Genomic DNA, 21,293 nt, shown 5'->3' with positions numbered 1-21,293 from the left:
CCATCCGATGAGATCACTTAACCGTCACGACGTCAGGCGAACTGACGTCATAGGTGTCGGCCGGACGCTTGAGCAGCGTAACAAGGATCCGCGCCTTGTCGGCGGGCCGGTCACCGCCGCCCCACACGATCGCGCGGCCGTCCTTGAGGCGCAGCGAGACCGTCTCCGCCGACGGCGCGAGCACCTCCGCGACCCGGCGGGCGAGATTCTCCGGCAGCGCGGTGATGACGGTGAGCGCCGCCGCGGTCGCCGGATCCGCCGGGCCTGGCCGGGACACCCGTAGCACGGGCAGCGCCGGGGGCGCGACGTCCCTGAGCTCGGTGACCATCCCGTGGCGGTCCATCAGCGCGGACCTGTCACCGACCGGCACCACCGCCACCGGCTCGCGCTCCACGACCTCGACGCGCAGGGTGCCCGGCCAGGCGCGGCTCACCGTCACCGACTCGACCTGCGGGATTTTGCCGATCCTGCCCTCGACCTCGGCCACGTCGACGGTGGCGAGGGGCTTGTCCGCGGCCACCTCCGCCGCCCGCCGGATCTGCTCGGCGGACAGGCCCGCGTTGCCCACCACCTGGATGTCCCGCACCCCGAGCACCGGGGAGAAGAACACCAGCCACGCGGCGATGCCCACCACCCCCACGGTGAGCAGGGCCAGGAAGGCCGACCGCCACACCCCGTTCATCGCCACTCCCCCTCCGGCGACCCGCGCCCGCTGGCGTGGGTCACCGCGCGGCCAGCTCCGCCACGATCCTGGGGCCCAGCTCCGTCACGTCGCCCGCCCCCATGGTCAGGACGATGTCACCGGGCCTGGCACGGTCCGCCACCAGGGCGGGCACGCTGTCACGGTGGGGGACGTAGGCGACCCGCTCCGCGGGCAGCGGCACCTTTCCCGCCACCAGCGCCCCCGACACGCCGGGCTCGGGGTCCTCGCGGGCTCCGTAGACGTCCAGGACGACGGCCTCGTCGGCCAGCCCGAGCGCGGCGCCGAACTCGTCGGCGAAGAACCTCGTGCGTGAGTACAGGTGCGGCTGGAAGACCGCGATGACCCTGCCGTCGCCGGAGAAGGACGCCACCACGTCCCGCGCCGCGCGCAGGTCGGCGGCGAGCTCGGTCGGGTGGTGGGCGTAGCTGTCGAAGACCGCCACCCCGCCGGCCTCGCCCTTGGCCTCGAAGCGGCGCTTGGCACCGGTGAAGGCCGCCAGGCCGTCGCGGATCTCGTCGAAGGAGACACCGAGCTCTCCCGCCACGGCGATGGCGGAGGCGGCGTTGAGCGCGTTGTGGCGGCCGGGCACCGCGAGCCTGACCTCCCCGCGCCCCACGACCGTGAAGGTGATGCCCAGCCCCTCGGGGACGATCCCGCTCACCCGCAGGTCGGCGTCCTCCGACTCACCGTACGTGATCACCTTCAGGCCGCGGGCGCGGGCGATCGGGATCAGCGCGGCGGAGCCGGGGTCGTCGGCGCAGACGACCATGGTATGGGTGATGCGCTCGACGAACCGGGCGAAGCTGTCGTGGACCGCGCGCGGGTCGCCGTAGTTGTCCAGGTGGTCGGGCTCGACGTTGGTCACCACGGCGATGTCGGGGGCCAGCATCAAAAAGGAGCCGTCGCTCTCGTCGGCCTCGGCGACGAAGACATCGCCCGAGCCCTCGTCGGCGCCCAGGCCCGTCGTCACCAGCTGCCCGCCCACGCAGTACGAGGGGTCGGCGCCGCACTTCTGCAGCGCCACGGTGAGCATCGAGGTCGTGGTGGTCTTGCCGTGGGTGCCGGCCAGCGCGACGCCGGTCTTGCCCGCCATGACGGAGGCGAGCGCCGCGGCCCTGGGGATGACCCGCAGGCCCTGGCGGAGCGCCTCGCCCAGCTCGGGGTTGGAGTCGCGGATCGCGGTGGAGACCACGACGGTGTCGATGTGCTTGATGTGCGAGGCGGCGTGGCCGAGGTGGACCCTGGCCCCCAGATCCCGCAGCTCCGTCACCATGTCCGAGCCCCGCGCGTCGCTGCCGGAGACCGGCACTCCCCGCTTGAGCAGGATGCGCGCGATCCCGGACATCCCGGAACCGCCGATCCCGATGAAATGGACCCGTCCCAGGTCGCCGGCCGCGACCGGATCCACCAGCTTGACCAGGCTCATCGGCCGCTCACCCCTCCTCGTTCGCCGCGCGTGCGCGTTCGCGCCGCGTCCGGCCGTCGTCCGTCTTCCGCGGCCTCGCGCTCACCGTCCCGGATCCCCTTCGCGCCCATTCAGCCCCTCCCCTGCGCCGCGATCCGCAGCACCCTGCGCGCCAGCGTCACGTCGGCGTCCTTCCTGCCCATCCGGGAGGCCGCCTCGGACATGGTCACCACGCGCTCGGGGTCGGACAGGATGGGCAGCACGCTCTGGATGATCCACTCCGCCGACAGCTCCGCGTCGTCGATCATCAGACCGCCGCCGCCCTGCACGATCGGGGTGGCGTTGAGCCGCTGCTCGCCGTTGCCGTGCGGCAGCGGGATGTACGCGGCCGGCAGGCCCACGGCCGTCAGCTCGGCGCAGGTCATCGCGCCGCTGCGGCACAGGGCGAAGTCGGCCGCCGCGTATGCCAGGTCCATCCGGTCGACGTACTGCAGCACGACGTACTGCGGGTCGCCCGGCGGCGGCTCCTCCTCCAGGGTGTTCTTCGGGCCGATGACGTGCAGCACCTGCACCCCGGCCCTGCGCAGCGCGGGGGCGGCGGCCAGGGCCGCCTGGTTGAGCGAGCGGGCCCCCTGGGAGCCGCCGGTGACCAGCAGCGTGGGCAGGTCGGCCTCCAGGCCGAACCAGGATCTGGCCTTGTCGCCCATGGACAGCCGGTCCAGGTTGACGATCTCGCGGCGGAGGGGGATCCCGATGTGCTCGGCGCGGTTCAGCGGGGTGTCCGGGTGGCCGGTGAACACGTGCTCGGTGAGGCGCGCGCCCAGCCGGTTGGCCAGGCCGGGGCGCGGATTGGCCTCGTGGACCACGATCGGCACGTTGCGCCGCCGCGCCGCCAGGTAGGCGGGGGTCGCCACGTAACCGCCGAAGCCGACCAGGACGTCGGCCTGGACGCGGTCCATGACGCCGGCGGCCGCGTTGATGGCGCCCGCCAGACGGCCGGGCACGCTCAGGAGCTGGGGCGTCAGGGCCCGGGGCAGCGGCACCGCGGGCACCAGCTGCAGCTCGTATCCCCGGGCGGGCACCAGCCTGGTCTCCAGGCCGCGTTCCGTACCGAGGCAGGTGATCCCGATGTTCGGGTCGAGTTGGCGCAACGCGTCGGCCAGAGCGAGCGCCGGTTCGATATGACCGGCCGTCCCGCCGCCGGCGAGGACCACCCTCATGTCGGTCCTTTCGCTTATCGTCTTCCGCGGCCCGGCCGTCGTTTTCCGGCCGGACCACCCAGGCCAAGCCAGCTTAGGCCCCGCGCCACCGGTCCGGGGCCATGGGCCGCGAGAGCCTCGCGGGCGCCGGGCTCGTGCTTGGCGAACGACAGGAGCATGCCGAGGGCGGCGAGGGTGGGCAGCAGGGCCGATCCGCCGTAGGAGACCAGCGGCAACGGGATGCCGGTGATGGGCAGCACGCCGATGACCGCGCCGATGTTGACGATCGCCTGGCCCACGATCCAGGCGACCGCGGCGGCGGAGGCGAGCCTGACGAACGGGTCCTTGACCCGGGTGGCCACCCGCAGCCCCGCGTAGCCCAGCAGCCCGAACAGGGCCACCACGACGAGCGTGCCCATCAGGCCGAGCTCCTCGCCGAGGATGGAGAAGATGAAGTCGCTCTCGGCGTGCGGGATCCAGCCCCACTTCTGCCTGCTTGAGCCCAGGCCCAGCCCGAACCAGCCGCCGCTGCCCATCGCGATCTGCCCCTGCACGGCCTGGAAACCCGACCCCTGGGCGTTGCCCCACGGGTTGAGCCAGCCCGCGATCCGAGCCGAGCGGTAGCCCTCGGTGCTGATCATGACGATGGTCGAGAGCACCGCCACCGAGAAGATCCCGCCGAACAGCTTCAGCGGCGCCCCCACCACCCACAGCAGCGCCAGGAAGATCAGCATCAGCATCAGCGTGGTGCCGAGGTCTCGCCCCAGCATGACCATGACGGCCAGGATCGCGGTGCCCGGCATCAGCGGGATGAACAGGCTGCGCCACTCGATCAGGCCGTTGCGCGCCTTGCGGGCCAGCAGGTCGGCGCCCCAGAGCATCAGCCCGAGCTTGGCGGGCTCGGACGGCTGCAGGTAAATGGGGCCGAGGTCGATCCAGCGCTGGGCACCGAGATGGGATTCGCCGACGAACAACACCAGCACCAGCCCGAGGATGGACAGCGCCACCAGCGGGAGGCCGGCGAGCCTGAAGAACCGCGGCGGCAGCTGCGCGCAGATCCACATCAGCGGGAGGCCGAGCGCGGCCGAGATCGACTGCTTGAAGAACCAGTAGAACGGGTTCCCCTGTGTGTCCTTCAGCTCCAGCGCCTCGATGCTGGAGGCCGACAGCACCATCATCAGGCCGAGGGTGAGCAGCAGCGCGCTGCATCCCAGGATCAGGTAGTACGAGGTCAGCGGCCGGTTGAGCAGCTCGCGGAAGGCGAGCAGGTGCTCGCGGAAGCCGCTCGGGCGCGCGGGCGCGCCCTTCAGGGCGGGCGCGCCCTCGTGGGTGGTGGCGCTCACGCCGCTCCCCCGTCGTGCCCCTCGGCGAGACGGTGCACGGCCCGGGCGAACGCCTCCCCTCGGGCGGGATAACCGGCGAACATGTCCAGAGAGGCGCCGGCCGGGGCCAGCAGCACGGTGTCTCCGGGGGCGGCGAGCCTGGCGGCTTCGGTGACGACGCGGTCCATGACCCCAGTGTCTTGCCCCGCCACCTCCACCACCGGAACATTCCCGGCGTGTCGCGCCAGAGCCTCGCGAATTCGCTCGCGGTCGGCGCCCAGGAGCACCGCGCCGCGCAGGCGGGGCGCGGCGCGGCGTACCAGCTCGCCGACGTCGGCGCCCTTGAGCTGTCCTCCGGCGACCCAGACGATCGACGGGTAGGCGGCCAGCGAGGCGGCGGCGGCGTGCGGGTTGGTGGCCTTGGAGTCGTCCACGTAGTCGACCTCGGCGACCCTGGCCACGTGCGCGATCCGGTGCGGGTCGGGCACGAAGGCCAGCAGCCCCTCTCGGACGGCGGCGGCGGGCACCCCGTAGGCCCTGGCCAGGGCCGCGGCGGCGAGCGCGTTGGCCACGTTGTGCGGCGCGAACGGGCGGACGTCGGCGAGCGAGGCGAGCTCCTCGGCGTTGTTCGCGGGATCGGCCACGAACGCTCGGTCCACCAGCAGGTCCTCGACCACGCCGAGCTGGCCGGGCCGGGGCGTCCCGAGGGTGAAGCCCACGCTCCGCACCGCGCCGCCGCGCCCGGCCGCGCTCTCGTACGGCGCGGCGAGGCGGACCGCCCACTCGTCGTCGGCGTTGTGCACGACCGTCCCGGCCCTGGCGAAGATCTCCCCCTTGACGCGGGCGTACTCCTCCATGGAGCCGTGCCAGTCGAGGTGGTCGGGCGCCACGTTGAGCACCGCGGCCGCGTACGGGGCGACGCTGGGCGAGCGGTGCAGCTGGAAGCTGGACAGCTCCACCGCGAGCACGTCGCAGGGTCCGGTGACGGCCTCCACCACCGGGGTGCCGACGTTGCCGACGGCGAGCGCCCGGTGGCCGGCGGCCAGCAGCATCGAGGTGAGCATACGCACCGCGGTGGTCTTGCCGTTGGTGCCGGTCAGCGCCAGCCAGGGGGCGGCGCCCTCGGGGCGGAGCCGCCAGGCCAGCTCGACCTCGCCGATCACCTCGATCCCGGCCGCCGCCGCGGCGGCGAGCAGCGGGTGGTGCGGCGGCCAGCCGGTGGTGACGATCAGGGAGGTGCCCGCGGGAGGCTCGGCGGGCTCGCCGAAGCGGACCTCGACGCCGAGCGCGGCCAGCTCCCCGGCGATCGCCCTGGCCCGCTCGCCGTCCCTGCCCTCCAGGACGACCACCTTCTCACCGCGCCCCGCCATCGTGCGGGCGACGGCCGTGCCCGAGACCCCCAGCCCCGCGACGCAGATCACGCGCCCTCCCCGGCCGCGCTCGTCCGTACGGTCACAGCCTGGGCATCCATTCCACGTAGAAGATCCCCAGCCCGGCGGCGGCGCACAGGGCGGCGATCAGCCAGAAGCGGACCACGATCGTCGTCTCGGCCCACCCCTTCAGCTCGAAGTGGTGCTGGAGCGGGGCCATCCTGAAGACCCGTTTCCCGGTCATCTTGAAGAAGCCGACCTGGATGATCACCGACATGGTGATGAGCACGCACATCCCGGCGAGGATGATCAGCAGGAGCTGGGTCCTGGTGGTGATGGCCAGCCCGGCGAGCACGCCGCCCAGGGCGAGCGAGCCGGTGTCGCCCATGAAGATCTTCGCGGGCGGGGCGTTCCACCACAGGAACCCGACCAGCGCGCCGAGCACCGCGGCGGCGACCACGGCCAGGTCCAGCGGGTCGCGGACCCAGTAGCAGTTGGGCCCGAGCTGGGTGGTGCAGCTGTTGCGCAGCTGCCAGTTGCCGATCAGCACGTACGAGGCCAGCACCACGCCGGTGGCGCCGCTGGCCAGGCCGTCGAGGCCGTCGGTGAGGTTCACCGCGTTGGAGAAGCCGACGATCATGATCAGCACCCAGATGGTGAACCCGATGAGGCCGATGGAGGGGCCGAAGTCCCTCAGGAACGACAGGCGCGTCTCGGCGGGGGTGATCAGGTAGGCGTCGGGGAAACGGGTCACCAGGACCGCGAAGACCGCGCCGACGATGAGCTGGCCCAGCGCCTTGGCGCCGCTCCGCAGGCCGAGGCTGCGCTGCTTGTAGATCTTGATGAAGTCGTCGAGGAAGCCGACCGCGCCCAGTCCCGTCATCAGGAACAGCACGAGGACCGCGGAGACCGTGGGAGGCGTGAAGCTGTACAGGTGGGCGCAGGCGAAGCCGACCAGTGCGGCGATCACGATCACGGTGCCGCCCATGGTGGGGGTGCCGCGCTTGTCGTGGTGGCCGGAGGGTCCCTCCTCCCGGATGCTCTGCCCGTAGCCGCGCCGGGAGAACAGGCGGATCGCCAGCGGCGTGCCCAGCATGGACAGCAGCAGGCTGACCACCGCCGCGACGAGGATCTCCCTCATCGGCGGTCACCCCCGAGCAGCGCCGCGGCCACGCGTTCGAGGCCCGCGGCCCGCGGTCCCTTGATCAGTACGACGTCGCCGGGCGCGAGCAGCGCCGACAGCTCCGCGCCCGCCTGGGCCGCGTCGGCGGCGTGCGAGATCCCGGTGGCGGCCGGAACCCCGCCGCCCGCTCCGGTGCTCTCCCCGAACGCGGCGACGGGCGAGAGGCCGGCTCGGCCGGTGCCGGGCGGGCCGCCCGGCGGTCCCCCCGCCCCGACGTGCGCGGCGGAGCCGACCGGTACGCGGCCCGTGGCCTGTACGGCGCTCCTGGCCCCGGCCAGGACCGGGCCGGCGTCGGGGCCGACGACGAACAGGCCCGCGAGGCCCGCGCCTCCGGCCAGGCGTCCCAGCTCCTCGTTGAGCGCGGCGCTCTCGTCGCCCAGCTCGCGCAGGGCGGCGACGACCGCGAAGCGGCGGCGGTCGCCGGCGAGCGCGTCCAGGGCGCCGAAGGCGGCCCGCATGGAGTCGGGGTTGGCGTTGTAGGCGTCGTTGATCACGGTCACGCCGTCGGCGCGGTCGGTGACCTCCATCCGCCAGCGGCTGCGGGGCTCGGCCTCCGACAGCTCCTCGGCGATGGTGGCGACCGGCAGGCCGAGCTCGTAGGCGGCCGCGGCGGCGGCCAGCGCGTTCTCCACCGCGTGCTCGCCGTAGAGGCGCAGGCCGACCGGGGCGGCGCCCGAGGGGGTGCGCAGCGTGAAGGAGGCGCGTCCCCGCTCGTCGACGGTCACGTTCTCGGCCCGCACGGTCGCGCCCTCGCCCCGGCCGTACCAGGTGACGCGGGCGCCGGTGCGTCCCGCCATGGCGGCCACCAGCGGGTCGTCTGCGTTGAGCACGGCCACGCCCTCGGCGGGCAGCGCCTCGACCAGCTCGCCCTTGGCCCTGGCGATCTCCTCCTTGCCGCCGAAGACCCCCAGGTGGGCGGTGCCGACGTTGAGGACCACGCCGATCCTCGGCGGGGCGACGCGGGTCAGGTGGGCGATGTGCCCCGCGTCCCTGGCGCCGAGTTCCAGCACCAGGTAGCGGGTGTCCTCGCCGGACTTCAGCACGGTCAGCGGGTGGCCGATCTCGTTGTTGAACGAGCCGGCCGTGGCGACCGTGGGGCCGATCCTGGCGGTGAGCCTGGCCAGCAGGTCCTTGGTGGTGGTCTTGCCCGCGGAGCCGGTGATGCCGATGACCGTGGTCGCCGGCAGGGCCGCGCAGACGGCGGCGGCCAGGCCCGTCATGGCGGTCACGGTGTCGCCGACGATGACGGCGGGGGCGTCGACGGGCCGGGAGGCCAGCACGGCGACCGCCCCGGCCGCGACGGCCTGGGCGGCGAAGTCGTGCCCGTCGACCCGTTCACCCTTGATCGCGACGAACAGCGACCCCGGCTCGACGGCGCGGGAGTCGGTGACGACCGGGCCGCGCACCACCGCGCGTGGGTCGGCCATGCCCGCGAGGGCCCCCGAGGTGATCTCGGCGATCCTGGCCAGCGGCAACGGGATCATGATGCGTCTTCCCTACTCTCCATACGTGCTTCGGCGCCCGGTGCGGTTCCTGCGCCTGACGATCGCGTCGGCCACGACCTGCCTGTCGTCGAAAGGAAGCACCTGGTCGCCGACGTACTGGCCCTGTTCGTGGCCCTTGCCGGCCACGAGGACGACGTCACCGAAACCCGCCCGGCCGATGGCCAGGTCGATGGCCGCGGCGCGGTCCGGCTCAATGATCACATGTGCGCGCCCGTCCTGGGACACGCCGAGAACTCCGTCCATCATCTCCGCGAGGATCCGCAGGGGGTCCTCAGAGCGGGGGTTGTCGCTGGTGAGAATAGCCACATCTGCCAGCCTTGCGGCGGCTTCTCCCATCATTGGGCGTTTACCACGGTCACGGTCACCTCCGCAGCCGAGTACGACGATGAGCCTGCCCTCGGTGACCTCGCGCAGCGAGCGCAGGACCGACTCGATCGCGCCGGGCTTGTGCGAGTAGTCGACGATGGCCTGGAAGTCCTCGCCACCGGGAACCCGCTCCATCCGGCCGGGAACTCCCGCCAGCGTACCGACGCCCGCCACCGCGGCCCGCAGCGGCACACCCGCCTCCACCAGCGCGACGATCGCGCCCAGGGCGTTGGCCACGTTGAAGGGCCCCGGCAGGGCGACCGACGCGGCCTCCTCGACGCCTCCGGGCCCCACGACCTTGAAGGTGCTGCCCTCGGGACCCAGCCGCACCTCCACGGCCCGCCAGTCGGCCTCCAGGGCGCCCTCGGCGGAGAAGGTGGCCATCGGGATCTTCGCGATGCCGAGGAGCTCCCGCCCGTGGGCGTCGTCGAAATTGACGACCCCCATGCGGCTCATCTCGGGGGTGAACAGCCGGGCCTTCGTCGCGAAGTAGTCGTTGAGGTCACGGTGGAAGTCGAGGTGGTCCTGGGACAGGTTGGTGAACAGCGCCACGTCGTAGAACACCCCGTCGACCCGGCCGAGCGCCAGCGCGTGGCTGGAGACCTCCATGGCCGCGGCGGTGACACCCCGCTCGCGCATCAGGGCGAACAGGGCCTGCAGGTCGCTGGCCTCGGGCGTGGTGAGCTTCGGCGCGAAGCGCAGCTCACCGGCGTGGATCTCCACGCCCCCGATGAGCCCGGGACTGTGCCCCGCGGCCCGCAGCCCGGCCTCCAGCATGAAGGTGACGGTGGACTTGCCGCTGGTGCCGGTGACCCCGACGACCATGACGTCCGCCGCGGGATTGCCGTACACCCAGGCGGAGACCTGCCCGAGCAGGCGGCGCGGATCGGGCACGACGAGGACCGGGAGGCCGGTCGCGACCGCGGCCGCCCTTCCCGCCTCGTCGGTCAGGATCGCGCTGGCACCCGCGGCGAGGGCCTGGGCGGAGAAGTCGGCCCCGTGGGCCGTAGCCCCCGGCAGCGCGACGTAGAGATCTCCCCGGCACACCTGGCGCGAGTCGATGGTGATCCCGGACACCGCGGCAAGCGGGGCTCGCGACGTGCCCGAGGGCGCGCCGATGAGGCTCGCCAGCCCCGAGAGCGGACGGGGTGAACTGGTTGAGGGTCGCATTGACGACGGGGGACGCACGGCGAGAGCGTACCTTCACTCGTCACTCTCCGGCGCGTATCCGCACCGGGGACGGCCTGGTTCCGGTCGGCGGGATCTTCCCGCTCTTCAACGCGAACGTCATCACCTTCTTGAAGACCGGAGCGGCGATCTCCCCACCGTAGTGGCCCTCCTGGGGGTCCTGGAGGACCGCCAGGACGACCAGGCGGGGCTTGTCCGCGGGGGCGAAACCAACGAATGTCGCGGTATATCCGCAATAGCCCTGACATCTGGTGTCGTAGCGCATCGCGGTACCCGTCTTGCCCGCCACCCGGTAGCCGTCGATCGCGGCGAGGTTGCCGGTACCCTCCTCGCTCACCGCGGCCTCCAGCATGGTGGCGACCTCCCGCGCCGTACGCTCGCCGACCACCCGGGTCCGCTTGCCCGGCGCGGACGGCGTGAACGCGCCGTTCTCCCCGGTGGTGCCGGCCACGATCTGCGGGGTGACGCGCACCCCGCCGTTGGCGATGGTCTGGTACACGCTGGCCGTCTGGAGCGCCGTCACCGAGACCCCCTGGCCGTACGCGATCGTGCAGCGCTGGCTGCCCGACCAGTTCTTCCAGTCGGGCAGGAGCCCGGCCTCCTCCCCCGGCAGCCCGGTGCCGGGCTTCGCGCCGAACCCGAAGCGCTGGAGCATCGAGTGGAGCTTCTCGTCGCCGATCTTCTGGGTGGCGAGGATCGTGCCCACGTTGCTGGAGGTCGCCACGATGCCGGAGAAGGTCAGGCGCTCGGTCGGGTGCGGATGGGAGTCCTTCAGCACCCGGTCGGCGCACCTGATCTCGTCGGCGACCGTGAACAGGCTCTCCGGCCGCACGGCTCCCGACTCCAGGGCCGCCGCGGCGGTGATGACCTTGTTGGTGCTGCCCGGCTCGAACACGTCCGTGACCGACCGGTTGACCCGGTCGGCGACGGGAGAGTTCATCCAGTTCTTCAGGTCGAGCTCGGGCGCGTTGGCCATGGCGATCACCCGGCCGGTCCGCGTGTCCAGCACGATGGCGCTGCCGGTGCGCGCCCCGGTCGCCTTGACCTGCTCGCCGATCGCCTTCTGCGCGGCCCACTGGACGTCGCGGTCGATGGTCAGCCGCACGTCCCTGCCCTCGACCGGCGCCCGGACGGTACTGCGGGTCATCGGGATGCGCTGTCCCTTGGCGCCCGTCTCGATGACCTGCTCGCCGTCGCGGCCCGCGAGCAGCTTGTCGTAGGTGCTCTCCAGCCCGGCCAGCCCCGTGCCGTCGGTGCCGACGAAACCCAGCAGGGTGCCCGCCAGGTCGCCGCCGGGGTAGTCGCGCCGGTAGCGGTGCTTGCTGCCGACGCCCTTGAGGTCGTACTTCATGATCCGCTGGGCGAGCGCCGGGTCGACGGCCGCGGCGAGCTGCTGGTAGTGGCTGGTGCTCTGGGCCAGCTTGGCGGCGATCGGCTCCTTGGGCGTGCCCAGCTCCTTGGCGAGGATCGTGGCCACCCGGTCGCGCTGGTCGGCGGAGACCTCGGACGGGTCCACGAAGACCTCGCGGGCCTCCAGGGTCAGCGCGAGTTCGTGGCCGTTGACGTCGGTGATCGACCCCCGCCTGGCGGGCAGCTTCTCGCCCTGTACGCGCTGCTTGGCCGCCTCCGCCGTGTAGACCTTCGAGTCGAGGCCCTGGAGCTGGATGAGCCGCCCCGCGAAGATGGACAGCACGAAGGTCATCGCCATCAGGCCGATGCCGATGCGCCTGCGGGGGTTGCCCAGGCGCAGCACCGCCGACGGGCGCGCCGGAGGCCGCGGCGGCCGCGGCGGCTTGCCACCGTCGCCGCCGCGCGCCGTCATGCGGGTGTGCTCGTGATCCCCGGGCCGCTCGCCCCCGCGCCTCGGCGCGGAACGCACCCAGCCCAGCGGGTCCGGCGGCCCCTCCGTCCGTGAGGACCGCACCGGCCCGCGCGGGGCCTCGGGCCCCGGGGACCTGCGCGGCGCCGCGGGGCCCGGCGGCCTGCCCGGCTGGGGGGCGGAGGGCCTGCCCGGCGCCCCGGGACGGCCGGCCCTGCCGGAGGCCCCGGAGGCCCCGGAGGCCCCGGGAGCGCCGGAGGTACCGCCCCTGCCGCCCGGCCTGCCGGGCCCGTCGGGAGCGGGCGGTCGCGCGCCGGGGCCGGGCCTGCCGGTGGAACCCGGCCTGCCGGACGGGCCCGCGGCCGACGGTCTCGCCGGGGAGCCCGGCCTGCCAGGCCTTGCCGATTTATCGTATTTGTCAGATTTGTCGGGCCTGCTGGGGCCCTCCGAGGCCGGTGGCCTGCCGGACGAGCCCGTCCTGCCGGAACCGCCTGGAGCGGGCACCCGGCCGGATCCGCCCGCGGCGGACGGCCTCGCGGCGGAACCGGGCCTGCCGGGCCGCCCGGACCCCTGCCCCTTGCCCGGACCGTCGGCGGGGGACGACCGCCCCCTGGAGGAACCGGGCCTGCCCGTCCCGTCCGCGCCCTGTCCCCTGGCGGGGGCTCCCCTGCCGGAACCGGCGGACGGCCTGCCGGGCGAGCCCGGCCTGCCGGGCGAGCCCGGCCCGTCGGGGGAACCCGCACGGCCGGAACCGGACGACCTGCCCGGCGAACCGGACCCGGCCGGCCCGTCGGCGTCCCGGGCCCCGCCGGAGGAACCCGCGCGGCCGGAACCCGGCCTGCCCGAGGCCGGAGGCCTGCGCGGGGAGGCCGGTTTCTGAGGGCTGTCGGGCACGCCGGGAGCGCCGGAGGGCCCGGCGTCGCCGGAACCCGGCCGGCGCGGCTTGCCGGGAACATCCGAGGAGCCGCCCGGCCTGGCCGTACGGCCGGGACCGCCGGGCGAGCGGCGGCCCGATCCTCCGGCCGGTCCCCCCGCGGAACCGCCTCGGCCCTGTCCAGGCCCCGGCCCCCCGCTCTCCCTCACTGGCCCGTGCCCGGCACTCGCTCCTGCCCCGCGGGCGTCTTGACGTCGCCGGCGGCCCCGACGGCGGGCCTGTCGGGGTCGATGACGCGCGCGGTGTCCCAGTCGGGCCCCAGCCCCTGGAGCTCGTTGTTCCTCGCGACCGCCGCGGGCATCTCCTGCCGCATGATGGCGCTCTGCTTGCTCTCCTTCTCGATGCGCAGGCCGTTGATCTCGTTGTTCAGCCCGTTGGCCTTGTAGGAGTCCCGTGCGAGCACGGCGTTCAGCAGCAGCAGGCTGACCAGGCCGCCACAGAGCAGGCCGACCACGAGCAGCAGGAAGGGAGCCCTCGGCGGCCGGGCGCGGCGGGGCGCGGGGGGCGCCTTGACCTGCGCGGCCGGAGCGGCGGCGGGCGCAGGCCTGGCCGGCCCGGTCCCGTATCCCTGCGGCACCGCGCGGGGGACGCGCACAGGGCGCGCGCCGCGGCTGGGCGCGGCGCGTCGGACGTCTGTCTCACTCCTCGTCAACTGCCTCACGGATCCTCTCTGCCGCCCGACACCGGGCGGAGGCCGCCCGCGGGTTGCGGGCCACCTCCTCTTCGCTCGGAAGCTCGGCTCCCCTTGTCAGGAGCGCGAACCGCGGCTGGTGAGCCGGCAGCGGGACGGGGAGGCCAACAGGGCCGGTGTCCCTGGTCCGCGCGGTGATGACCTGCTTCGTCAGCCGGTCCTCAAGGGAGTGGTATGCGAGCACGACGACGCGCCCGCCCAGCGTCAATGCGTCGAGCGCGGCTGGGAGCGCGCGTTCCAGCGCCGTCAACTCCGCGTTCACCTCGATCCGCAACGCCTGGAAAGTCCTTTTGGCGGGGTTGCCCCCGGTCCTGCGAGTAGCGGCCGGGATCGCCGTCCTGACGATCTCCGCAAGCCGCTTGGTAGACGTTATGGCCTCTCTGGCCCTTTCCTTGAGGATTAAGTGCGCGACACGCGGGGCGAATCGTTCTTCTCCGTAATCCCGCAGGATCCGGATCAGCTCGGCGGCCGGGTAGGTGTTGACCACGACCTCGGCCGTCAGCTCCTCGTCGCGGTCCATCCGCATGTCCAGCGGCGCGTCGTAGGAGTAGGCGAAACCGCGCTCGGCCTCGTCCAGCTGCGGGGAGGAGACGCCCAGGTCGAACAGCGCGGCGTCGACGCGGGGACGGCCCACCTCGGCCAGCACCTCGGGAAGCTCGTCGGAGACCGCGCGGACCAGCGTGATCCGGTCGGCGTACGGGGCGAGCCTGGCGGTGGAGCGCTCGATGGCGGTGGGGTCGCGGTCGATCCCGATCAGGTGGAGCGAGGGGTGCGCGGCCAGCAGGGCCTCGGCGTGGCCGCCGAGTCCGAGGTTGGCGTCGACGAGCACGGGGGCGGGGCGGGCCAGCGCCGGAGCGAGCAACTCCAGCACCCGGTCGAGCATGACGGGGATGTGACCCCCGGGTGCGGGAAGATCCGCCTGGAGATCATGGTTGTGGTTCTCGGCGCGCATGAAGCGCAACCCCCCTCTTTCCCGCCTCGTCCCGTGGACGAGCGGCGGACGCTCACCGGTGTCTTGCAAACTGGCCCCCACCCTCGGGGCCGTCCGGCCAGGTCCCCATCCGCACCCGCGTGTCCACCCGTCACCTGACACCGGGGAAGGTGCATCAGCTGACGGGCAGGTGGTTGCGGGTGGAGACCTCGCCGAACGACGTTTTACCGATGAGTCGACCGTGGAGTCACAGAATCCCTGGCAGCACCTCCTCCGACAGATCGGCAAAAGCCTGCTCTTGGTCGGCCAGATAGGCGCTCCAGGCGGCTGCGTCCCAGATCTCCAGCCGGGTGTTGGCCCCGATGACAACGCAGTCGCGGCGCAGGCTGGCGTATTCGCGCAGAGCCTGTGGAACGGTGATCCGGCCCTGCTTGTCGGCGACCTCGTCGGATGCACTGGCGAAGAGGACACGACTGTAGTCACGGACCGCCTTGGCGGTCACCGGCGCGGTGCGCAGAGCCTCGGTTATGCGCTGGAACTCCTCTACGGGAAAGACGTAGAGGCAGCGCTCCTGGCCTTTGGTGATCACCAGACCCTCCGCCAGCTCCTCGCGGTACTTCGCCGGCAGGAACAGCCGTCCCTTGTCATCGAGACGCGGGTGGTGGGTGCCGAGGAACACCGGCCTCACCTCCCGTGCCCAGTGGAGCACCAGGCGTCGCAGCCCTGCCCTCCACTGCGCACCACCATACTCCACTTCTCTCCACCGTCAACTGATTCCACGCCTCTTCACGACGGGTTTCGACGACATTTCCCCAGTTCAAATGGGGTGGTGCGGAGTGGAGGGGGTAAGCGGCCCCTCACATGCCACGGGCGTGTCGAGTAAGGCCGCCGAATAGACTAAAGATCATGAAATAAGCCGGAGGACGGTGAAGAATGATGGAAGGCGAGGACCCCCGCGCCGCCACAGGACCGGCACGTCACCCGTACAGGATCGCGACGGTCGCGGCACACACTATGGCTGTTTACCCGGAATCATCCCTGATGACCGCATAAAGTCGCCGTGGGAACGCATGGCGCCGTAGTGTCGGTAAGCAGAATGAGTTACGGGATCACAAAGATTCCGCAACGGCAACCCCCCGGCGCGTAACCGCCGCACCCTCATGGAGGCCTGGTGGCAGTAACCCATGACGTCTCACCACAGCTCGATGATCTTGTTGTCACCGCGCACCGGATCCGCCAGTCGATCGAATCGGTGATCGAGGGCAAGAGCGACGTCGTCCGCCTGACCTTGACCGTACTACTCGCCGAGGGGCACCTCCTCATCGAGGACGTGCCCGGAGTCGGCAAGACCATGCTCGCCAAGGCGCTGGCGCGGTCCATCGACTGCCCGGTGCGCCGCGTGCAGTTCACCCCCGACCTGCTGCCGAGCGACATCACCGGAGTGAGCGCCTACAACCAGCAGACCAGGGAGTTCGAATTCAAGCCCGGCCCGATCTTCGCCAACATCGTGGTGGGTGACGAGATCAACCGGGCGTCGCCGAAGACCCAGTCGGCGTTGCTGGAATGCATGGAGGAACACCAGGTCACCGTCGACGGCGCGACCTACCGCCTGGACTCCCCCTTCATGGTGATCGCGACGCAGAACCCGATCGAGATGGAGGGCACCTACCCCCTTCCCGAGGCACAGCGCGACCGGTTCACCGCCCGGATCGCGATGGGCTACCCCGCGCCCTCCGCGGAGCTGGAGATGCTCGACGTGCACGGCGCCGCCTCCCCGCTGGACAAGCTGGAGCCGGTGGCCACCACCGAGGAGGTGAAGGCGCTGATCGAGGCGGTGCGCGGGGTCTACGTCTCCCAGCCGATCAAGAAGTACGCGATCGACCTGGTGACCGCCACCCGCCAGTCCCCCGACCTGCGGCTGGGCGCCTCCCCCCGCTCGACCCTGCAGCTGGTCAGGGCCGCGCGGGCGCACGCCGCGCTCGCGAGCCGCGACTACGTCATCCCCGACGACCTGCAGGAGCTGTGCGTCCCCGTCCTGGCGCACCGGCTGCTGCCCAGCATCGAGGCCCAGGGGCAGCGCCGCCCGCCCGAGCAGGTGATCGCCGACCTGGTCCGCCGGGTACCCGTACCCGAGGCCCAGGCCCGGTGACCTCCGGCCTCAAGGCGCTCACCGCCCGCGGCCGGTCCTTCCTCGCGTCCGGCGTCGCGGCGCTGCTGTGCGCCTTCATCCTCGGCGAGCACGATCTGCTCAGGATCGGTGTGCTGATCGTCTCGCTGCCGCTGCTGGCGGCCATGGTGGTCGCCCGCACCCGTTACCGGCTGAGCTGCGCCCGGCGCCTGGACCCGCCCAGGGCCGAGGTGGGCAGCGAGGCCACCGTGACGCTGCGGCTGGAGAACATCACCCGGCTGCCGACCGGTCTGCTGATGATCGAGGACACCGTTCCCTACGCCCTCGGTGCCCGGCCCAGGTTCGTCCTGGACCGGGTGGAGGCGCAGGGCATCCGGGAGATCGACTACCGGGTCCGCTCCGACCTGCGCGGACGCTTCAACATCGGACCGCTCTCCGTCCGGATCAGCGACCCCTTCGGCCTGGTCGAGCTGACCAGGTCGTTCACCATCAGCGACACGCTGATGGTGACCCCCCAGGTGGTGGCGCTGCCGCACGTCCGCCTGGCCGGCGAGTGGACGGGCGGGGGCGACAGCCGTACGAGAAGCGTGGCGGCGGCGGGAGACGACGACATCGCGCCGCGCGAGTACCGGCAGGGCGACGACCTTCGGCGGGTGCACTGGCGCTCGACCGCCAGGCACGGCGAGCTGATGGTGCGGCGCGAGGAGCAGCAGTGGCAGAGCAGGGGCGCGCTGCTGCTGGACACCCGGCGCTACGCCCACCGGGGCGAGGGCCCGCGCTCGTCGTTCGAGACGGCGGTCTCGGCCGCGGCCTCCATCGGCGTGCACCTCGCCCACGAGGGTCTCGGCCTGCGCCTGGTCACCGACCAGGGGGCCGAGCACCTCACCGACAGCGGGCTGAGCCTGTCGCTGCTGGACACCCTGGCCGTGGTACGGGCCAGCACGGCGCGGTCGCTGGAGTACGGCGTCGGCGCGCTGCGGCAGGGCGGCGACGGCCTGATCGTGGCCGTGCTCGGCAAGATGGACCTCGACCAGGCCCGGGAGCTGGCCAGGGCCAGGCACGGCAACGTGACCGGCGTGGCCGTGATGCTGGACGTGGCGGGATGGGAGAATCCCGAGCTGGACGAGGACGAGGAGTTCCAGGCGGCGCGGTCGGTGTTCACCGGAACGGGCTGGCGCGTCGTGCGCCTGCCCGCCGGCGGCTCCGTCGCGGACGTGTGGCAGAACGCCGCGCAGCGCGGACGATTCGCGGCGAGCAGGGGTGGCTCATGAGACTTCCCATCGCGTCGGGCGTGGCCACGGGAGCGGTCGCGATCGCGCTCTACCCGCTCTTCCAGGGGGGCGCCTGGTTCTGGTCGAGCCTGGGCGCCATCCTGATCGTGACCGGGATCGGCATGCTGGCCGGCCACTACACGCTGCCCGGCTGGCTGGCGCCGCCCGCGCAGGTGCTCGCGGTGTTCCTCTATCTGACGGCGGCGTTCGCCGGGGACGAGGCCTGGGCGAGGGTGATACCCACCTGGGACTCGATCGCCAGGCTGGACGGGCTGCTGACGACGGGCTTCGCCGACATCCAGCGGTTCGCCGCCCCGGTGCCCGACAGCACCGGCATCGTCCTGCTCACCTGCGGCGGCGTCGGCCTGATCGCCGTCCTCGTGGACCTGCTGGCCGCGCGGCTGCGCAGGGCCGCGCTCACCGGGCTGCCGCTGCTGGCGCTGTTCACGGTCCCGGCGGCGGTGGTCGCCGAGCCGATCAGCTGGCCGGCGTTCATCATCGGGGCCCTGGGCTACCTGGGGATCCTCGTCGCCGACGGGCGGGAGCGGGTCAGCCACTGGGGCCGCGCGGTGCTGGTGCGCCGCACGTCGTCCTTCACCGTCACCCGGCCCGCCCCCTCCGACACCGGGGCGCTGCGGCTCTCCGGCAAGCGCATCGGCTTCACCGCGATCGCGCTGGCCGTCCTGCTGCCCGCGCTGCTGCCCACCCTGGAGCCCGACCCGCTGTTCGGGTTCGGCGTGGGCAACGGCAGGGGCGGCGGCAACTCGATCAGCATCCCGAACCCCATGGTCAACCTGCGCGGCCAGCTGTCGCTGCCGGAGAACTCCACCGTCCTGACCTACAAGGCCAGTGACAGCACGTCGCGCTACCTGAGGATGTACTCGCTCGACATCTTCGACGGCGAGCAGTGGACGATGTCGGAGCCCAGGGGCCGCCCGGAGGACCGGACCTCCGACGCGCCGATGCCCCCGCCTCCCGGCCAGGGCGCGGGCGTGCCCGTCACGCCGGCGACCCTCAGCGTCACGGTGAGCGAGCAGGTCAGGAGGCTGAGCTTCCTCCCCCTGCCCTATCCGGTGTCCAAGGTCACCGTGGCGGGCGACTGGCGGCCCGACCGCGACACGCTCATGGTCTTCTCCACGCGGAACACCGCCGGGGGCCTGACGTACCAGGCCGTCACCGCCGAGCCCGAGCCCACGGCGGACAGCCTCAAGGCGGCGCCCCCGCCCGCCACGGCGATCAGGGAACGGTACCTGGCGCTGCCGGACAACCTGCCGGACGAGATCAGGCAGCTGGCCCTCCGGGAGACCGAGCGGGGGGCCGGCGTGTACGAGCAGGCGATCCAGCTGCAGGAGTTCTTCACCGAGACCGGCGGGTTCACCTACAGCCTGGCCACCCAGGGGCACGACGGTTCGGCGCTGACGGACTTCCTGATCCGCAACAGGACCGGCTACTGCGAGCAGTTCGCCTCCTCCATGGCGGTGCTGGCGCGCGTCCTGGGCATCCCCTCCCGGGTCGCCATCGGCTACACCGGGGGCAGCGTCACCTCCGACGGGTGGCAGGTGCGCACCCACGACTCGCACGCCTGGCCCGAGCTGTACTTCGAGGGGACCGGGTGGCTCCGCTTCGAGCCCACCCCGGCGGGCGGAGCGGGCCAGGGCAGCGCGACGATACCGTCCTACACCCGCCCCGAGGTGGCACCGGCCACCCCCGAGGAGCCGAGCGCGGCACCGTCGTCGGACCCCACCGGCTCCGACTCGCCCACCGGGTCGGCGGCCGACCGCCGCGACGAGATGCTCGACCGGGAGTTCGGCGGCGTGCTCACCCCGGTGGACGAGGGAATGCCGCTGGCCGCGCGGATCGGCATCGGGGTCGCGATCGCGCTGCTGGTCGCGCTGATCCCCGGGCTGGTCCGATGGCAACTGCGGGTCCGCCGTGGCAGGTCCTACTCACGGCGGGCCGGGGACCCGGCGGGCGAGGGACCGGCCGTCCGGGATTCCACCGGCGTCGTCTCCCCCGTGGCGGTCAGGGGGTTCCGCTGGGAGCCTGCGGTGACGGCCGCGTGGGCCGAGCTCGACGACGCCCTGTGTGACTACGGGATGTCGCGGCAGGCGAGCGAGAGCCCGCGCGCGCTGGCCAGGCGGCTGGCGGAGCAGTACGTGTTCGAGCCGGAGGCCGCCGCCGCGCTGGCACGGATCGCCTCGGCGGTGGAGCGGATGCTCTACGCCAGGACCCCGGGCGAGATCGGCACCCTGCGCGAGGACATGCGGAGCGTACGGCGGGCGCTGGCGGCCACCGTGACCCGCGGCAGACGGATCAGGGCGGTGCTGCTACCGCCCTCCACGCTCCTGCGGATGCGGGCGATGGGCGGGCGGGTGCTGGACGGTTTCGACCGGCTGGAGAACATCCGGCTCCGCAGACCGGCCAGGAAGGGCGCCTGAGCGCCCCTTGGTGATCGGGACGCGCGACGACGCGTCCCGATCACCAAGGGAGGGCAAGGTTCCGGTCGATCGGGGGCGCGGGCCGGGATCCTCGGGCCTCGAAGCCGGCGGGTGGCGAACCCGGAGCGTCGAAGGGACGTCGAGGGGACATCGAAGGGACACAGCCGCGACTCCGGGAGCGCGGAGCGTCGAACATCGATCACCGGGGGTAGGGGGAACGGCGAGTCCGAAGCCGCCGGGGCACGCGAGGGGCGGACTCGGTGGATGACGCGGGCCGCTCCCACACCGGGAGTGACCCTCGTCGTCACAGGGGGATCGTCAGGGAGATCCGCCGCGGACGGTGGCGGACCCTGGCGGGCTAGCGCTCGTCGTGGCGACGGCGCCAGCGCTCCTCCATGCGTTCCATGAAGCTCTGGCGGGAGCCCGAACGGCGCCCCCCCTTGCCTCGCGGCTGATCGGACGGCGTGGCCGCGTTGGCCTCACCGAACCCGTTCATCCGCTTCCAGCTGGACAGACCCCACAGACACGCGGCGAGCATGACCACGAAACCGCCGACGCCGAGCGGGATGTTGATGATCACGACGCCGACCATCAGCAGGACGACACCCAGGATGAAGCCGATGGAGGCCTTCACCAGGCGGCGCCTGTAGTGGCTGCGGGGATCACTGATCCTGACGGTATTGGCCCACTTCGGGTCCTCGGCGTAGAGGGCCTGCTCGATCTGGTCGAGCAAGCGCTGCTCGTGCTCAGAGAGCGGCACGGCGCCTCCCAAGGACAGCCCCAGGACGGGGAAGACGGTGACGGACGACACGGGGTGTCCGAACCTCGCGGTCGGTTATC

17 protein-coding genes are annotated in these 21,293 nt (G+C 72.6%); 4 read left to right on the top strand and 13 right to left on the bottom strand.

Annotated features, from left to right (window positions below; translation table 11 throughout):
• Positions 1 to 13: 13 nt before the first annotated feature.
• The 9 genes from OG587_RS21780 to OG587_RS21740 form a co-directional block, all read right to left on the bottom strand.
• Positions 14 to 682, bottom strand: a complete 669-nt coding sequence (locus OG587_RS21780; protein ID WP_329093095.1) for a cell division protein FtsQ/DivIB — start codon at positions 680 to 682, stop codon at positions 14 to 16.
• 40 nt (positions 683 to 722) lie between these two features.
• Entirely contained in the window at positions 723 to 2,129 is a 1,407-nt protein-coding gene (gene murC / locus OG587_RS21775) for a UDP-N-acetylmuramate--L-alanine ligase (RefSeq protein WP_329093094.1), read from the bottom strand.
• A gap of 110 nt (positions 2,130 to 2,239) precedes the next feature.
• The gene (murG, locus tag OG587_RS21770) at positions 2,240 to 3,328 is read right to left on the bottom strand and encodes an undecaprenyldiphospho-muramoylpentapeptide beta-N-acetylglucosaminyltransferase (RefSeq protein ID WP_329093092.1); all 1,089 of its coding nucleotides are present in this window, start codon (positions 3,326 to 3,328) and stop codon (positions 2,240 to 2,242) included.
• Positions 3,329 to 3,342: 14 nt separating this feature from the next.
• The gene (ftsW, locus tag OG587_RS21765; protein ID WP_329093090.1) at positions 3,343 to 4,650 is read right to left on the bottom strand and encodes a putative lipid II flippase FtsW; all 1,308 of its coding nucleotides are present in this window, start codon (positions 4,648 to 4,650) and stop codon (positions 3,343 to 3,345) included.
• On the bottom strand, positions 4,647 to 6,050 hold the full coding sequence (gene murD, locus OG587_RS21760; protein ID WP_329093088.1) for a UDP-N-acetylmuramoyl-L-alanine--D-glutamate ligase: 1,404 nt from the start codon (positions 6,048 to 6,050) through the stop codon (positions 4,647 to 4,649). Before murD ends, ftsW begins: the two co-directional genes overlap by 4 nt.
• Positions 6,051 to 6,081: 31 nt before the next feature.
• Positions 6,082 to 7,140, bottom strand: coding sequence for a phospho-N-acetylmuramoyl-pentapeptide-transferase (gene mraY, locus OG587_RS21755; RefSeq protein ID WP_329093087.1), 1,059 nt, complete (start codon positions 7,138 to 7,140; stop codon positions 6,082 to 6,084).
• A complete protein-coding gene (locus tag OG587_RS21750) occupies positions 7,137 to 8,666 on the bottom strand; it encodes a UDP-N-acetylmuramoyl-tripeptide--D-alanyl-D-alanine ligase (protein WP_329093085.1) in 1,530 nt (509 codons plus the stop codon). Before OG587_RS21750 ends, mraY begins: the two co-directional genes overlap by 4 nt.
• 12 nt (positions 8,667 to 8,678) lie before the next feature.
• Complete coding sequence (locus tag OG587_RS21745) at positions 8,679 to 10,223, bottom strand: UDP-N-acetylmuramoyl-L-alanyl-D-glutamate--2,6-diaminopimelate ligase (RefSeq protein ID WP_329093084.1); 1,545 nt, start codon at positions 10,221 to 10,223, stop codon at positions 8,679 to 8,681.
• A 40-nt stretch (positions 10,224 to 10,263) separates the two neighbouring features.
• On the bottom strand, positions 10,264 to 12,063 hold the full coding sequence (locus tag OG587_RS21740) for a peptidoglycan D,D-transpeptidase FtsI family protein (protein ID WP_329093083.1): 1,800 nt from the start codon (positions 12,061 to 12,063) through the stop codon (positions 10,264 to 10,266).
• 412 nt (positions 12,064 to 12,475) lie between these two features.
• Between OG587_RS21740 and OG587_RS21735 the strand changes: the two genes are divergently transcribed.
• A complete protein-coding gene (locus OG587_RS21735; RefSeq protein WP_329093080.1) occupies positions 12,476 to 12,940 on the top strand; it encodes a hypothetical protein in 465 nt (154 codons plus the stop codon).
• 199 nt (positions 12,941 to 13,139) lie between these two features.
• On the opposite strand, the gene OG587_RS21730 is transcribed toward OG587_RS21735, so the two are convergent.
• The 3 genes from OG587_RS21730 to mraZ form a co-directional block, all read right to left on the bottom strand.
• A complete protein-coding gene (locus OG587_RS21730; protein ID WP_329093079.1) occupies positions 13,140 to 13,589 on the bottom strand; it encodes a hypothetical protein in 450 nt (149 codons plus the stop codon).
• Between the two features lie 43 nt (positions 13,590 to 13,632).
• On the bottom strand, positions 13,633 to 14,637 hold the full coding sequence (gene rsmH / locus OG587_RS21725; protein WP_329093078.1) for a 16S rRNA (cytosine(1402)-N(4))-methyltransferase RsmH: 1,005 nt from the start codon (positions 14,635 to 14,637) through the stop codon (positions 13,633 to 13,635).
• A gap of 226 nt (positions 14,638 to 14,863) precedes the next feature.
• The gene (mraZ, locus tag OG587_RS21720) at positions 14,864 to 15,295 is read right to left on the bottom strand and encodes a division/cell wall cluster transcriptional repressor MraZ (protein ID WP_329093076.1); all 432 of its coding nucleotides are present in this window, start codon (positions 15,293 to 15,295) and stop codon (positions 14,864 to 14,866) included.
• Positions 15,296 to 15,787: 492 nt separating this feature from the next.
• On the opposite strand from mraZ, the gene OG587_RS21715 reads away from it, so the two are divergent.
• Genes OG587_RS21715 through OG587_RS21705 form a run of 3 tightly spaced genes read left to right on the top strand, consistent with a single transcriptional unit; the run spans position 15,788 to position 20,453 of the window.
• The gene (locus tag OG587_RS21715; RefSeq protein ID WP_329093074.1) at positions 15,788 to 16,765 is read left to right on the top strand and encodes an AAA family ATPase; all 978 of its coding nucleotides are present in this window, start codon (positions 15,788 to 15,790) and stop codon (positions 16,763 to 16,765) included.
• Complete coding sequence (locus tag OG587_RS21710; protein ID WP_329093072.1) at positions 16,762 to 18,015, top strand: DUF58 domain-containing protein; 1,254 nt, start codon at positions 16,762 to 16,764, stop codon at positions 18,013 to 18,015. Before OG587_RS21715 ends, OG587_RS21710 begins: the two co-directional genes overlap by 4 nt.
• A complete protein-coding gene (locus OG587_RS21705; protein ID WP_329093070.1) occupies positions 18,012 to 20,453 on the top strand; it encodes a transglutaminase family protein in 2,442 nt (813 codons plus the stop codon). The genes OG587_RS21710 and OG587_RS21705 overlap by 4 nt, the downstream gene beginning before the upstream one ends.
• Positions 20,454 to 20,811: 358 nt before the next feature.
• Here OG587_RS21705 and OG587_RS21700 read toward each other — a convergent pair whose 3' ends face one another.
• Positions 20,812 to 21,213 carry a DUF3040 domain-containing protein gene (locus OG587_RS21700; RefSeq protein ID WP_329093946.1) on the bottom strand — a complete coding sequence of 134 codons (402 nt, stop codon included), beginning with the start codon at positions 21,211 to 21,213 and terminating at the stop codon, positions 20,812 to 20,814.
• Positions 21,214 to 21,293 lie beyond the last annotated feature (80 nt).

The sequence above is a fragment of the Streptosporangium sp. NBC_01469 genome (genome assembly GCF_036227305.1).
Lineage (GTDB): Bacteria > Actinomycetota > Actinomycetes > Streptosporangiales > Streptosporangiaceae > Streptosporangium.
This window is presented reverse-complemented; position numbering and strand designations above follow the sequence as displayed.